Annotated in this window: 13 protein-coding genes and 1 pseudogene; 10 read left to right on the top strand and 4 right to left on the bottom strand. The window is 61.3% G+C overall.

Annotated elements, in window-relative coordinates:
• Positions 1-55 precede the first annotated feature (55 nt).
• On the top strand, positions 56-1,036 hold the full coding sequence (locus FXO12_RS06450; RefSeq protein WP_054918572.1) for a sugar-binding transcriptional regulator: 981 nt from the start codon (positions 56-58) through the stop codon (positions 1,034-1,036).
• 431 nt (positions 1,037-1,467) lie between these two features.
• Complete coding sequence (locus FXO12_RS06440; RefSeq protein WP_034125744.1) at positions 1,468-3,036, top strand: TerC family protein; 1,569 nt, start codon at positions 1,468-1,470, stop codon at positions 3,034-3,036.
• A 70-nt stretch (positions 3,037-3,106) separates the two neighbouring features.
• Here FXO12_RS06440 and FXO12_RS06435 read toward each other — a convergent pair.
• Both FXO12_RS06435 and FXO12_RS06430 read right to left on the bottom strand, forming a co-directional pair.
• Positions 3,107-3,340, bottom strand: a pseudogene (locus tag FXO12_RS06435) (thioredoxin); the annotation flags it as partial.
• A gap of 80 nt (positions 3,341-3,420) precedes the next feature.
• Positions 3,421-3,669: a hypothetical protein gene (locus tag FXO12_RS06430; protein WP_034125743.1), complete on the bottom strand. Its 249-nt coding sequence runs from the start codon at positions 3,667-3,669 to the stop codon at positions 3,421-3,423.
• A gap of 280 nt (positions 3,670-3,949) precedes the next feature.
• On the opposite strand from FXO12_RS06430, the gene FXO12_RS06425 reads away from it, so the two are divergent.
• From FXO12_RS06425 to FXO12_RS06390, 8 genes are all read left to right on the top strand, one after another.
• Positions 3,950-4,798 (top strand): transporter substrate-binding domain-containing protein, encoded by an 849-nt coding sequence (locus FXO12_RS06425; RefSeq protein WP_054896548.1) that lies wholly within the window; start codon positions 3,950-3,952, stop codon positions 4,796-4,798.
• A 52-nt stretch (positions 4,799-4,850) separates the two neighbouring features.
• Positions 4,851-5,513, top strand: a complete 663-nt coding sequence (locus FXO12_RS06420; protein WP_019817612.1) for an amino acid ABC transporter permease — start codon at positions 4,851-4,853, stop codon at positions 5,511-5,513.
• An 11-nt stretch (positions 5,514-5,524) separates the two neighbouring features.
• A complete protein-coding gene (locus tag FXO12_RS06415; protein WP_057977441.1) occupies positions 5,525-6,187 on the top strand; it encodes an amino acid ABC transporter permease in 663 nt (220 codons plus the stop codon).
• Complete coding sequence (locus FXO12_RS06410; protein WP_020301585.1) at positions 6,184-6,966, top strand: amino acid ABC transporter ATP-binding protein; 783 nt, start codon at positions 6,184-6,186, stop codon at positions 6,964-6,966. The genes FXO12_RS06415 and FXO12_RS06410 overlap by 4 nt, the downstream gene beginning before the upstream one ends.
• A gap of 14 nt (positions 6,967-6,980) precedes the next feature.
• The gene (locus tag FXO12_RS06405) at positions 6,981-7,370 is read left to right on the top strand and encodes a RidA family protein (RefSeq protein WP_003191822.1); all 390 of its coding nucleotides are present in this window, start codon (positions 6,981-6,983) and stop codon (positions 7,368-7,370) included.
• Between the two features lie 134 nt (positions 7,371-7,504).
• Positions 7,505-8,269, top strand: a complete 765-nt coding sequence (locus tag FXO12_RS06400) for an IclR family transcriptional regulator (protein WP_014718201.1) — start codon at positions 7,505-7,507, stop codon at positions 8,267-8,269.
• A 9-nt stretch (positions 8,270-8,278) separates the two neighbouring features.
• Positions 8,279-9,487 (top strand): amino acid deaminase, encoded by a 1,209-nt coding sequence (locus FXO12_RS06395; protein WP_060772658.1) that lies wholly within the window; start codon positions 8,279-8,281, stop codon positions 9,485-9,487.
• 143 nt (positions 9,488-9,630) lie between these two features.
• The gene (locus tag FXO12_RS06390) at positions 9,631-10,536 is read left to right on the top strand and encodes a sugar kinase (protein WP_057977533.1); all 906 of its coding nucleotides are present in this window, start codon (positions 9,631-9,633) and stop codon (positions 10,534-10,536) included.
• 159 nt (positions 10,537-10,695) lie between these two features.
• On the opposite strand, the gene FXO12_RS06385 is transcribed toward FXO12_RS06390, so the two are convergent.
• Together FXO12_RS06385 and FXO12_RS06380 are read right to left on the bottom strand one after the other, a co-directional pair.
• Positions 10,696-10,971, bottom strand: coding sequence for a peptidylprolyl isomerase (locus tag FXO12_RS06385; RefSeq protein WP_003174397.1), 276 nt, complete (start codon positions 10,969-10,971; stop codon positions 10,696-10,698).
• 43 nt (positions 10,972-11,014) lie between these two features.
• Positions 11,015-13,552: a PAS domain-containing sensor histidine kinase gene (locus FXO12_RS06380; protein WP_057977445.1), complete on the bottom strand. Its 2,538-nt coding sequence runs from the start codon at positions 13,550-13,552 to the stop codon at positions 11,015-11,017.
• Between the last annotated feature and the right edge of the window lie 84 nt (positions 13,553-13,636).

Genomic DNA, 13,636 nt, shown 5'->3' with positions numbered 1-13,636 from the left:
GCGGGGCAAGAGTCGGGAGAATGCGCCTTTGACGCCGAAACGGAAGCCCGTCCCAATGAGTGACAGTACCCAGCGCATGGCCAGTGATATCGATCAGATGACCGAAGTGGCGATGCTCTATTACCTTGAGAACGTCACTCAGGAGGCCATTGCCAAGCGCTTTGACCTGTCGCGGGCAAAAGTCAGCCGCCTGCTCAAGCGTGCTCGGGATGAAGGGATCGTCGAGGTGCGCGTGTTGCAGCACCCGGCGATGAACAACGAGCTGGAGCGGGCGCTGGTGGAGCGCTTCAAGCTCGACCGCGCCTTGATCGCGGTCGACCACAGCGACCCCGACACCCAGCGCTCGGCGGTCGCCAGCCTGGTCGCCAACTACCTCAACAAGACCCTGAGTGATGGGATGATCGTTGCCGTGGGCATGGGGCGTAACGTCGGCGCGGTGGCCGATAACGTGTTTCTGCCGGTGACCCGCAACTGCACCTTCGTGTGTGCCATCGGCGGTTCGCTCAAGGCCGGCGAATACATGAACCCTGACCACATCTGCCGACGCCTGGCCCTGCGCTTTGGTGGCGAAAGTGAAAGCCTGTACGCCCCGGCGCTGGTGGCCAACCCGGAACTGCGCGGGGTGCTGATCAACAACGACACGGTGCGTTCGACCCTTGACCGCGCCCGCCGTGCCGATATCGCCCTGATCGGCATCGGCGACATGAGCGAGAACAGCAACATGGTGCGCATGGGCTGGTTCTCGCCCCAGGAAATCGCCCAGGCGCGGTTGTCTGGCACCGTGGGCGACATGATGGGCTATGACTTTATCGACATTCACGGCCAGCCGGCGGTCAACGCCATCCAGGGGCGCGTGATCGGGTTGACGGTGCAGGAGCTGTTTCGCATCCCGGATGTGGTGGCGATTGCCAGCGAGAACACCAAGGCGGCGGCGACCTTGGGGGCGTTGCGTTCGGGGGTGATCAATACGCTGGCGACCACCGTCACCAATGCCCACACCATCCTGGCGCTGGACGATGCCACTCGTAAACCCTGATACAGATTGTTCCCACGCTCCAGCGTGGGAACGCATCCTGTGACGCTCCGCGTCATCCTTGCGCGTGTGGGACGCGGAGCGTCAAAGGCGGCATTCCCACGCAAAGCGTGGGAACGATCATGCATCGAGGTGCCGGCATCGCAGGCCAGCTCCCACAAGAGTTGCTGTGCTTCTGATGGGGTTTACAGGTTTTGTAATAGTTTTGCGTTGTGGGAAATTTGTATTTCGAATGTAGGATTCAAGTCCTTTTGTCATTTCAGGACTTGCATGAACACCCTCTCGGAGCCTCCCAGTCGTCTTTCCCCAAGACAACCGCTGTCGCTGTTCCCGCTGAAGCACCCCGTATTCCGTCAACTAACCTTGTCCCGGTCGCATGACCGCACTTTGCCGTGCCCGGCGTTCTGAACACTTTAAAGACAGAGAATTTATAAATGGAATGGTTAGCGGATCCTACGGCCTGGCTCGGCCTTGCGACCTTGATTGTGCTGGAACTGGTGCTGGGTATCGATAACCTGGTGTTTATCGCGATCCTGGCGGACAAGTTGCCGCCGGAGCAGCGTGACCGTGCACGCTTGATCGGTTTATCCCTGGCGCTGCTGATGCGCCTGGGCCTGTTGGCGAGTATTTCCTGGTTGGTCACCCTGACCCAGCCGCTGTTCGAGGTGTTCGACAAGAGCTTCTCCGGCCGTGACCTGATCATGCTGTTTGGTGGTGTGTTCCTGTTGTTCAAGGCCACCATGGAATTGCATGAGCGCCTTGAAGGCCATGTGGCGCAGCACAAGGGCAGTGTGGCTTACGCCATGTTCTGGCCGATCGTCGCGCAGATCGTGGTGCTGGATGCGGTGTTCTCCCTCGACGCGGTGATTACCGCCGTGGGCATGGTCGACGAGCTGGCGGTGATGATGATCGCCGTGATCGTGTCCATCGGCCTGATGATCGTGGCGAGCAAGCCGCTGACCCGTTTCGTCAATGCGCACCCGACCGTGATCATGCTGTGCCTGGGCTTCCTGATGATGATCGGTTTCGCCCTGACCGCCGAAGGCCTGGGTTTCCATATTCCCAAGGGCTACTTGTACGCGGCCATTGGCTTCTCGATTCTGATCGAGGTGTTCAACCAGATCGCCCGAGCCCGTCGCAAGAAGTCGGCGCAGGGCGTGTTGCCGGTGCGTGAGCGTACCGCCCATGCGGTGATGCGCTTGTTGGGCGGCCGCAGCCTGGCGGTGGAAGAGGTGGGTGAAGACGTGGCTGATCTGCTGGGCGAGCCGGATGCTGCGCAGGGTCCGCTGTTTGACCGACGCGAACGGGTGATGATCAGCGGCGTGCTGCAACTGGCCGAGCGGCCGATTCGCACCCTGATGACGCCAAGGGCCAAGGTTGATTGCATCGACCTGGCGGATGACCCCGAGACGATCCGTCTGAAACTGATGCACTCGTCCTACTCGCGTCTGCCGTTGATCCGTAACGGTGCGGTGGATGAGCCCCTGGGTTTTGTGCACAAGAAGGAGTTACTCAAGGAGTACCTGGCGGGCAACGAGCCGAACCTGGAACACCTGGCGCGTCGGGCGATCAACCTGCTGGACAGTTTTTCGATCCTCAATGCCCTGGAGCAAATGCGCCAGGAGTCCACTCACATCGCTTTCGTGATCAACGAATTCGGCGACTTCATGGGCGTATTGAGCATGACGGATATTCTGGAGTCCATCGCCGGTGAATTGCCCGATGCCAGCGAAATCGAAGGGCCCGATATTGTCGAGCAAGGCGATGGCTTCCGTGCCAATGGCGCCTTGAACCTCAACCTGGTGCGTCAACGCACGGGCTTCAAGGCGGTGACGACCGAGGATTATCAAACCCTGGCAGGTTTGGTGATGAGCCTGCTTGACCGCCTGCCGGTGGTGGGCGATAGCCTGGAACATGAAGGCTGGCGTTTGACCGTGGCTGAAGTGGAGGAGCGTCGAGTGACGCAAGTGCACTTGCACCCTTGCTCAGGTCATAACGGCTGAAGATGTCCTTCACGTACTGCTCTTGTTCTTCAAGGGGGCCCAAACCTTTGTGTTGTTCCACCAGGGCGCCCTTGCGATAGATCAGCAGCGTCGGGGTGCCTGACACGTCAGGGTGCCTCGGCGTATGGGCGCAATCGAGTACCAGGCTCACGACCCAGGGATGCTGCCAGGCGTGCTGTTCGAACAAGGAGCCTGCCTGCGCGCAAGCGGGGCAGTGCTCTGATACAAACAGGAGGAACACCGGGCGCGGTGTATTCAGTACGCGTTCGAACGCTTTGGCGCTGGAAATGATGCGGGTGGCCATTCCCATGGTGATCTCCCTTCAAGCCGCGTGGGTGTTTGCCAACGCTAAGCCCGTGGCTTATCACCGTCTACTGTCAACCTTCACAGGTCTGCCTCGCGCTCTATGCGCTCCCTGGCCTTGCGGGCCTGGCTCGCGCACTTCTCGTATTCCTCATTGTCGCGGGAGGCCTTGGCCCGGCGATAGCCATGGTGATTCTGGGCGGTGTAGTCGGTGCTGAAGGCTTCCTTGAGTTTCTGCAGTTCTTCCTTGCATTCACGGCGGTCGCTACTGGCCAGGGCGTTGCCAGCCACCCCGAGCAAAAGCACGGGCAAGATATATCGCAGTTTCATCAGTCAGGTTCCATGTAAGGGCGAGCAAGCACGCTCTTAGAGGGTAGCCCAGGCGTTCGGTATTGGTGCGCAGTAACAGGGTTTGAGGTCTTGCGTAGCAAAGCGTTTGTACTCACGGACAGGCGCCGTATTCCCATCAGGCCGTATCTGACTGATCCATAAGGCATTTGTGGGACGCATGTCTTTCCATGAGCACCTATGGCACACTTTCTGCTGTCTATTCCGTTGTTACATACCAAGTTCCGGTATAGCGGAATACACCCTCCCTGGAGTGCTTGTCATGCATCACCGACCTTCCGTATTCAAAGCGTGTGTTTTTCTCGTCGCTGCATCGGCTTCCCTCGCCAGCGTGGTGCAGGCGGCGGACAGCAAGCTCGATGATGTGCTCAAGCGTGGGCACTTGATCGTAGGTACAGGCAGTACCAATGCGCCGTGGCACTTCCAGGGAGCGGATGGCAAATTGCAGGGGTTTGATATCGACATCGGCCGCATCGTGGCCAAAGGCTTGTTCAATGACCCGAGCAAGGTGGAGTTTGTGGTGCAGTCGTCCGATGCACGTATTCCCAACCTGCTCACCGACAAGGTCGATATGAGCTGCCAGTTCATCACCGTTACCGCCAGCCGTGCGCAGCAGGTGGCCTTTACCCTGCCGTACTACCGGGAAGGCGTCGGCCTGCTGTTGCCCAATAACAGCAAATACAAGGAAATCGAAGACCTGCAGGCGGCGGGCGACGACGTCACCGTGGCCGTGCTGCAGAACGTGTATGCCGAAGAGTTGGTGCACCAGGCACTGCCCAAGGCCAAGGTTGATCAGTACGACAGCGTTGACCTGATGTACCAGGCCGTGAACTCAGGCCGCGCCGATGCTGCTGCCACCGACCAGTCCTCGGTCAAATACCTGATGGTGCAGAACCCTGGCCGCTACCGCAGCCCCACCTACGCCTGGAGCCCGCAAACCTATGCCTGCGCGGTCAAGCGCGGCGACCAGGACTGGCTGAATTTCGTCAACACCGCGCTGCACGAAGCCATGACCGGTGTGGAATTCCCCACCTACAAAGCCTCGTTCAAGCAGTGGTTCGGCGTGGAACTGCCAGAACCGGCGATTGGTTTTCCCGTGGAATTCAAGTGACCCGCAACAACAGGGGCGTGCCTGAACACGCCCCCTTCAGGTGCTGCTGACCATGAACTATCAGTTGAACTTTGCCGCCGTCTGGCGTGATTTCGACACCTTGCTGGCGGGGCTCGGCCTGGGGTTGCAGTTGGCGTTGCTGTCGATCGCCATCGGCTGCGTGATCGGCCTGTTGATGGCGTTTGCCATGCTCTCCAGGCACCGTGCGTTGCGTATTCTTGCCTCGGTGTATGTCACCGTGGTGCGCAACACCCCCATCCTGGTGTTGATCCTGTTGATCTACTTCGCCTTGCCCTCCCTGGGTATTCGCCTGGATAAGATTCCCTCGTTCATCATCACCCTGTCGTTGTATGCCGGTGCCTATCTCACCGAAGTGTTCCGCGCAGGCCTGGTGAATATTCCCAAGGGCTTGCGGGAAGCCGGCCTGGCCATCGGCCTGGGGGAGTGGCGGATTCGCGCTTACATCACCGTGCCGGTGATGCTGCGCAACGTGTTGCCGGCACTCTCGAACAACTTCATCTCGCTGTTCAAGGACACCTCCCTGGCCGCCGCGATCGCGGTGCCGGAGCTGACCTATTACGCCCGCAAGATCAACGTCGAAAGCTACCGGGTGATTGAAACCTGGCTGGTCACGACCGCGCTCTACGTGGCTGCCTGTTACCTGATTGCCATGCTGCTCCGTTACCTGGAACAGCGTTTGGCTATCCGTCGTTAAGGAAGGGCCTCATGTACGAATCCCCCAGTTGGCTGCATGAATTGTGGATCGCCCGCGAGACCCTCTGGGCCGGCTTTCAGGCCAGCGTGGCGGTCTCGGCGCTGGCGATTGTCTTTGGCACCCTGATCGGCATCGTCGCCGGGTTGATCCTCACCTACGGCAAGTTCTGGATGCGTGCGCCGTTCCGCCTGTATGTCGATTTGATCCGTGGCACGCCGGTGTTTGTGCTGGTATTGGCATGTTTCTACATGCTGCCGGCCCTTGGCTGGCAAATCAGTGCGTTCCAGGCCGGTGCGGTCGGGCTCACCTTGTTCTGTGGCTCCCATGTATCGGAAATCGTGCGCGGCGCGCTGCAAGCCATTCCCCGTGGGCAAATGGAAGCGGGCAAGGCGATTGGCCTGACGTTCTCTCAGTCCCTGGGCTATGTGCTGCTGCCCCAGGCGCTGCGGCAGATCTTGCCGACCTGGGTCAACTCCTCCACGGAAATTGTCAAGGCTTCCACCTTGCTGTCGGTGATCGGCGTGGCCGAATTGCTGCTCAGTACTCAGCAGGTGATCGCGCGCACCTTCATGACCCTGGAGTTCTACCTGTTCGCCGGTTTTCTGTTCTTTGTCATCAACTACGCCATCGAATTATTCGGGCGCTACATTGAAAAACGGGTGGCCTTGCCATGAACCAAGCTCAAACCAACCCAGCGCTGCTGGACATTCGTGGCCTGCGTAAACAATACGGCCAGGTGGAAGTGCTCAAGGGCGTCGACCTGTCCATGCAGCGCGGCAATGTGGTGACGTTGATCGGCTCCAGCGGCTCGGGCAAGACCACCTTGCTGCGCTGCGTGAACCTGCTGGAAGAGTTCCAGGGCGGGCAGATCACCCTGGATGGCGAGTCCATCGGCTACAGCGATGTCGGCGGCAAGCGTGTACGCCACCCGGAGCGAGTGATCGCCCAGCACCGCGCAATGACCGGCATGGCGTTCCAGCAATTCAACCTGTTCCCGCACCTGACCGCGCTGCAGAACGTCACCCTCGGCTTGCTCAAGGTCAAGAAAATGGGCAAGGATGAAGCGGTAGCGCTGGCCGAAAAATGGCTGGACCGCGTCGGCCTGCTGGAGCGCCGCAACCACTTTCCCGGCCAATTGTCCGGTGGTCAGCAACAACGCGTGGCCATTGCCCGGGCCATTGCCATGAACCCCAGCCTGATGCTGTTCGACGAAGTCACCTCGGCCCTCGACCCGGAGTTGGTGGGCGAAGTGCTCAGCGTGATCAAGGGGTTGGCGGAGGAGGGCATGACCATGTTGTTGGTCACCCACGAGATGCGCTTTGCCTATGAGGTCTCGGACCAGATCGTCTTCATGAACCAGGGCCGCATTGAAGAGCAGGGCAGTGCGAAGGACATCTTCGAACGGCCGCAGTCGCCGCGCCTGGCAGAATTTCTCAAGAACATTCGTTTTTAACAAGGAGCAACTTTATGAGCATTACTCGTTACGGCACCGGCAGCACCGCAGGTGGCGGCCAGCCACGTCCGTTCGCCCGCGCGGTGGAAGCCGATGGCTGGCTGTACGTGTCGGGCCAGGTGCCTGCGGTGGACGGTGAAATCATCAATGGCGGCATCATCGAGCAAACCCGCCAGACGATGCGCAACGTGGTGGCGATCCTCGAAGAAGCCGGCTACGAGCTCAAGGATGTGGTGCGGGTGGGCGTGTGGTTGGAAGACCCACGGGACTTCTGGAGTTTCAACAAGGTATTCGGCGAATACTTCACCCCGGAGCACGCACCGGCGCGCGCCTGTGTTCAGGCCAATATGATGGTCGATTGCAAGGTCGAGATCGATTGCGTGGCCTACAAGAAAAAGGCCTAACTGATCATTCCCACGCTCTGCGTGGGAATACCGCCTTGGACGCTCTGCGTCCGCGCATGTGACGCAAAGCGTCACCGCATGCATTCCCACGCAGAGCGTGGGAACGATCATCTGGAACGGGACCGAGTACTGCCATGACCGAAGACACCATCAAACGCCGCGCCAAAGGCCTGGACCGTGCGTTCGATATCCTCGATTTTCTCAAGGAAATCGGCCAACCCCTGCGCCCGAATGATATTGCCAGCGGCATTGGCAGCCCCAAATCCACGGTCTACGAACTGGTGGCGTCGTTGCTGGAGCGGCGCATCCTGGAGACCGTGGGCAAGGAAGGCCACGTGTACCTGGGGCGCCAGCTGTATTTCCTCGGCCAGGCACACTTGCGCCACTTCGACCTGACCCGCGAGGCCGACCACGCCTTGCAGGAGATCGTCAGCCAGACCCACGAAACCGCGCAGATGTGCCTGCTCAACGGGCGCAAATACACGGTAGCGCTGATGCGCGAGGGCCAGCGGCATTTCCGTATTTCTTCGGATATCGGTGAAAACGCCCCCATTCCCTGGACCGCCTCGGGGCGCTTGTTGCTGGGGCATTTGAGCGATCAGCAGATCGTCGACCTGATCGATCCCGACGACTTCATTCTGCCGGACGGCCTGCGCCTGCCGCTGGACACTTTCCTGGCGCAGATCCGCCAGGCCAGCCTGGATGGGTTCTTCTCCTTCGACAGTGTGGCCGACACCTTCACCCACTGCTTTGCCGCCCCGGTGCGCGATGCCCAGGGCATCAGCATCGCGACCCTGTGCATCGTCGCCCCCCGGGCTGATGCGAGCAAAAACTACCACGACTATCGCCGGGTACTGATCGACAGTGCCAACAGCCTGGCCCGGCGCATCAACGAATAGGAGTTTTCCATGTCTGCCCTCAATGCCGTTGAAAAAGGTGCCGCCGCCGTCGGTGCCCATTTGGTTCGCGATGTCAGCCTGCCTGCCCTGGTGCTGCACCGTGACGCCCTGGAACATAACATCCGCTGGATGCAGGACTTTGTCCGCAGCAGCGGCGCCGAGCTGGCGCCCCACGGCAAGACCAGCATGATGCCCGCGCTGTTCCAGCGCCAGATCGCCGCCGGTGCCTGGGGCATCACCCTGGCTACCGCCGTGCAGACCCGCGCCGCCTACGCCAGCGGCGTGCATCGCGTGCTGATGGCCAACCAACTGGTGGGCGCGGCGAACATGGCCTTGATCGCAGATCTGCTGGCCGATAAGGATTTTGACTTCCATTGCATGGTCGATCACCCGGACAACGTCGCCGACCTGGGCCTGTTCTTCGCCGCCCGTGGCCAGCGCCTCAACGTGATGATCGAGTACGGCGTGGTCGGTGGCCGGTGCGGCTGCCGCAGCGAGCAGCAAGTGCGCGACCTGGCCAAGGCGATCCAGGCCCAGCCGGCATTGGCCCTCACCGGTATCGAGGGTTACGAAGGCGTGATCCACGGTGAGCACGCCATCAGCGGTATCCGCGCCTTCGCCGCCAGCCTGGTGAGCCTGGCGGTGGAACTGCAAGACAGCGGCCTGTTCGACCTGCCCAAGCCGATCATCACCGCATCGGGCTCGGCCTGGTACGACCTGATCGCCGAGTCGTTCGAAACGCAGAACGCCGCCGGCCGTTTCCTCAGCGTGTTGCGCCCTGGCAGTTACGTGGCCCACGACCATGGCATCTATAAAGAGGCGCAGTGCTGCGTACTCGAACGCCGCAGCGACCTCAACGAGGGCCTGCGCCCGGCAATGGAAGTCTGGGCGCATGTGCAGTCGCTGCCGGAGCCTGGTTTTGCGGTGGTTGCCCTGGGCAAGCGCGACGTGGCCTACGACGCCGGTTTGCCAGTGCCGCTCAAGCGCTACAGGGCCGGGATCGTGCCGGCGCAAGGTGATGATGTGAGCGGGTGCAAGGTCACGGCGGTGATGGACCAGCATGCATTCATGACCGTGGCGCCGGAGGTGGAATTGCGCATTGGCGACATCATTTCCTTTGGTACGTCCCACCCTTGCCTGACCTTTGACAAGTGGCAGGTGGGGTGCCTGGTGGATGAGCAGTTGCAGGTGGTTGAGTCTCTGCGTACCTGCTTCTAGACCGAGTCGCGGCTATCGCAGCGATGCGGCGACCCGACAAGCCAGCTCCCACAGTGACCGCGTTTTAACTGAAGGAATGCAGTCGAATGTGGGAGTCGGGCTTGCCCGCGATGGGGCCCTCCAGCACACCTGAGAACTTTGCCATGAACACCCACCCCCGCATCGCCCTCATCGGCGAATGCATGATCGAACTGCAACACCGCGCCGACGGCAGCCTGCACCAGAGCTTCGGCGGTGACACCCTGAACACCGCGGTGTACCTGCGCCGCGAGCTGGGCGATGCCGGCAGCGTTGACTACGTCACCGCCCTGGGCGATGACAGCTTCAGCGATGCCATGTGTGAGCATTGGCACGCCGAAGGCCTTGGCCTGGATAGAGTCCAGCGCCTACCAGGGCGCCTGCCGGGCTTGTATTGCATCCAGACCGACGCCCAGGGCGAACGTAAATTCCTCTACTGGCGCAACGAGGCGGCCGTGCGCGACTGCTTCACCACGCCTGCCGCCGAGCCGGTTCTGGCGGCCCTGCCGGGCTATGATGTGGTGTATTTCAGCGGCATTACCTTGGCCGTGCTGGGAGACATCGGGCGTGAGCGTTTACTGCAGGCGCTGATCGAAGCCCGCCGGCGCGGCGCCAGGGTGGTGTTCGATAACAATTACCGGCCCCGGTTGTGGGCCGATGTGCAAACGGCTCGTGAAGCGTATCGCAGGGTGGTGGCCGAGGTGGACATTGCCTTGCTCACCGAGGATGACGAACGCGCGTTGTTTGGTTATGAGGATAGCGAGCAGGTGTTCGCGGCGTACCCGTCGATTGCAGAAGTGGTGCTCAAGCGGGGAGCGGAAGCGTGCCTGATTCGTTGCGCGGGCGAGCGCTTTGCGGTGCCGTCGTTGAAAGTGGAGAAGGTGGTGGACACCACGGCGGCGGGGGATTCGTTCAGTGCGGCGTATTTGGCCTGTCGGCTCAAGGGTGGCTCGCCCCAAGACGCCGCACTGGCGGGGCATCGGTTGGCAAGCCGGGTGATTCAGGTGCCCGGGGCGCTGATACCGAGATGATCACTGATCGTTCCCACGCTCTGCGTGGGAGCGCAGCCCGGGACGCTCCGCGTCCCAGAAGCGGACGCAGAGCGTCCAGTGAGGCATTCCCACGCAGAGCGTGGGAACGATCGGATGTGGGAGCTGGCTTGCCTGCGATAGCGGACTGAAGCCATCCACTCAATCGCGGTAAAACACCTGCACCAGGTGATACCCAAATTTGCTCTTGATCGGCCCGTGCACCACCTTCACCGGTTTCTTGAAGATCACCGCATCAATCGCCCCCACCATCTGCCCGGGCCGCACTTCGCCCAGGTCACCACCGCGTTTGCCCGACGGGCAGGTGGAGTACTTCTTGGCCAGCACATCAAAGGCTTCGCCCTTGGCAATGCGCTGCTTGAGTTGTTCGGCTTCTTCGCTGGTTTTCACCAGGATATGACGGGCTTGGGCTTTCATGGGGCTCTACCAGCTGTGCGACGGCGCGCGATTATGCCTGAACTCAGGCCTCGACGCCGATCATGCTACGGATTTTGTTGGCCAACAGGTCAATGGAAAAAGGCTTGGCGACCATGTCCATGCCGTCCTCCAGGAACCCCTGGCGCTCGGCGGCTTTCTCGGCATAACCGGTCATGAACAGCACGCGCAGGCCGGGACGATGCTGACGGGCGATTTCCGCCAGTTGTCGGCCGTTCATGCCGGGCAAGCCAACGTCGGTCACCAGCAAGTCCACACGCAAATCCGACTCCAGCAACGGCAGCGCCGCACGGGCATCCGCCGCCTGGTGCGCGGTGTAGCCCAGTTCGTCGAGCACATTGACCACCAGCATGCGCACCGCCGGGTCGTCCTCGACCACCACCACCGCTTCACCGGCCAGGGCCACGGGCGCTTCGGTCAGGCTGGCGGGCAGGCTGCTTTCCAGCGCCGTGCCATACAAACGCGGCAGGTACAGGCGCACGCAGGTGCCCTGGCCCGGTTCGCTCTGGATGGTCACGTGGCCGCCGGATTGCTGGGCAAAGCCGTAGATCATCGACAACCCAAGGCCAGTGCCTTGGCCGATGGGCTTGGTGGTAAAGAACGGGTCGAACGCCTTGGCGAGGATTTTCGGCGCCATGCCGCTGCCGTTGTCGCTCACACCAAGCATCACATAGTCGCCGGCCTTGACCGGTTCCAGGGTGGTGATGTCGGTGCCGTCCAGGTAACTGTTGGCGGTTTCGATCAGCAGCTCGCCGCCGTCGGGCATGGCGTCGCGGGCGTTGATCACCAGGTTGAGCAGGGCGTTTTCCAACTGGCTGGCGTCGGTGTTCACCGGCCAGATGTCCTTGCCCAGTTGTACCTTGAGTTCGATATGCGCGCCCTTGGTACGCCGGAACAGGTCCTCCAGGGACGCCACCAGTTGGTTGGGGTCGGTGGGGCGACGGTCCAGTGACTGGCGCCGCGAGAACGCCAGCAGCCGGTGGGTAAGGGCGGCGGCACGGTGCGCGGAGGACACGGCAGCATCGGCAAAACGGCCGATATCGTCGCTGCGCCCGGCGGCGATATAGCGCTGCATCAGGTCCAGGCTGCCGATGATGCCGGTGAGCATATTGTTGAAGTCATGGGCGATACCGCCGGTGAGCTGACCGACCGCTTCCATCTTCTGCGCATGGCGCAGGGCATCTTCTGCACGTTCGCGCTCGAACATCTCGTTCTGCAGGCGCTGGTTGGCCTCGGCCAGCGCCTGGGTGCGCTGGGCCACGCGTTCTTCAAGGTTCTCGTTGAGGTGGCGCAGGGCCTCTTCGGTGAGCTTGCGTTCGGTCTCGTCGATCACAAAGATGTAGAAACCATTCACCGAGCCGTCACTGCTAAAGCGCGGCAGGTACTTCATCAGTGCATGGCGCGGGCGGCCATCGCGATGAGGCGTCACCGTCATGAAGCTGCACGCTTTGCCCTTGAGCGCGGCGGCGATCTTGTCTGCGCGCCCGGCATACACCTCGTCGCCAAGTACTTCGCGGATGGTTTTGCCGTACAGCTCCTGGGGCGTCTTGCCGTACCAGTCCAGGTAAGCGCTGTTATTGAGGCGAAAGCGCTGGTCGTGGTCAACGTAGCCGATCAACACCGGCATGGCGTTGATGATCAGTTGCAGCTCGGTCTGGCTCTGGCGCAGGGCTTGCTCGGTGTTTTTACGCTCGGTGAGGTCCAGCGCGGCGCCGAGGAAACGCGCCGGCCGGCCCTGTTGATCCTTGTAGCAGCGGCCACGGGCGAACACCCAGCGCACCTGGCCGTCGGCTTGCAGCAAGCGATACTCCTCGGCGTATTCGGTGCCATGGGTAATGCAATGCTTGATGCTGCGCGTCACCGTTCCCCGGTCCTCAGGGTGCACACCATGCAGGTAGGCGCTGATGGGCAGCAGGCTCGAATCGTTGGGGTCGACGCCATGCAGGTAGGCGAAATGGGCGTCGGCGATGAAACGGTCTTCGCCGATATCCCAGTCCCAGGTGCCTACCGCGTCGGTGGCCGCCAGTGCCAGTTGCAGGCGCTGCTCGGTGTTGTGCTGGGCCTTGAGGCTTGCTTCGGAGCGCTGTTGCAGTTCGAGGGTTTTGCTGCGTCGCTCATTGGTTTCAATGGCCGTGACCAGAATGCCGGCTACCCGGCAGCTTTCATCGCGCACCGGGCTGTAGGTCAGATCCAGCCAGATTTCGGTATCGCAGCCCTGGCGGTGCAGCACAAAGCGTTGCTCGCTGAAGGTACGCACCTGGCCGCCGAGCACGGCGTCGTACACCGGCGCGGCGAAGCTTTCAAGCTCAGGCCAAGTGTGGTGCGCCGGCTGGCCCAGGGCGCCGGGGTGCTTGCTGCCAATCAGGTGTGCAAAGCCATCGTTATAGAGTTGCGTGAGGTGCGGGCCCCACAGCAGTACCATCGGCATGGGCGAATGCACGACGATATCAACGGCAGTGCGCAGGCTTTGCGGCCACTCACTGGCCTCACCGAGTGGGCTTTGCGCCCAGTCCAGCCGCTTGATCAACGCAGCGGCTTCGCTACCGGTGGATGTTCCATTCATAAAAAGCCCTGAGCATGACGCTTTGAAAAATGACAACACCCATTATCCCAAGGAGCGGCAACGGGTGGCTACCCCGGAAAAATA

Origin of the sequence: Pseudomonas sp. J380, assembly GCF_009827115.1 — a bacterium.
Classification (GTDB): Bacteria; Pseudomonadota; Gammaproteobacteria; order Pseudomonadales; family Pseudomonadaceae; genus Aquipseudomonas; species Aquipseudomonas paracarnis.
The sequence above is the reverse complement of the archived record's forward strand: the minus strand, read 5'-3'. Positions and strand labels throughout refer to the sequence as shown.